Origin of the sequence: Gluconobacter sp. P1D12_c, from assembly GCF_018812105.1 — a bacterium.
Lineage (GTDB): Bacteria > Pseudomonadota > Alphaproteobacteria > Acetobacterales > Acetobacteraceae > Gluconobacter > Gluconobacter oxydans_A.
This window is the reverse complement of record NZ_JACSIQ010000328.1, coordinates 1-503: the sequence shown is the minus strand read 5'-3', so window position 1 is coordinate 503 and position 503 is coordinate 1. Positions and strand designations below refer to the sequence as shown.

Annotated in this window: 1 protein-coding gene; it reads left to right on the top strand. The window is 51.5% G+C overall.

Annotation, left to right across the window (positions count from 1 at the left end; all coding sequences use genetic code 11):
• Positions 1-149 precede the first annotated feature (149 nt).
• The gene (locus tag KP705_RS21760; RefSeq protein WP_252348427.1) at positions 150-476 is read left to right on the top strand and encodes a plasmid recombination protein; all 327 of its coding nucleotides are present in this window, start codon (positions 150-152) and stop codon (positions 474-476) included.
• Positions 477-503: the final 27 nt, after the last annotated feature.

Below are 503 nucleotides of genomic sequence, written 5' to 3'. Positions count from 1 at the left end.
GTTTGTCGGTCAGCCAAATGTGCCATTACCGACAAAAAAAGAAGCTTTCTGAATATATCTGAAGAAGGGGTTTCCTTCTTCAGCTTACGACAATTTGCTTGCAAATTGTGTAGTAAGTCCACCTTTTGAAAAAAGGGGGCTGAAACACCATGTCAAAATTCGCCATTCTTCGGGTTCAGAAACTCAAATCGCCCAAGTCCGTCAGGGCGTCCATGAAGCACGCCTACCGAGAGCAGGATACGCCAAACGCTGACGCCACGAGAACGCCAGACAATGACCTGATCGGGCCGCAGAACGTCAAACAGGGCATGATCGCGTTCGAGAAGGCGCTACCTGAGAAGATCCGCAAGAACGCCGTCCAGTGCATCGAATACCTGGTCACGTCCTCACCTGGCGCGTTCGAGAACCGGAACGCTGACCAGGAGGCGTATTTGGGGTCACGACACGAAAGTGTATTTTACGTACGCTTAGGGTGAACACCTACAGAACCGCCAGCATTGGGG

Coding starts and splice junctions, on each gene's coding strand:
- KP705_RS21760 (WP_252348427.1), top strand. CDS start 150: ATGTCAAAATTCGCCATTCTTCGGGTTCAGAAACTCAAATCGCCCAAG.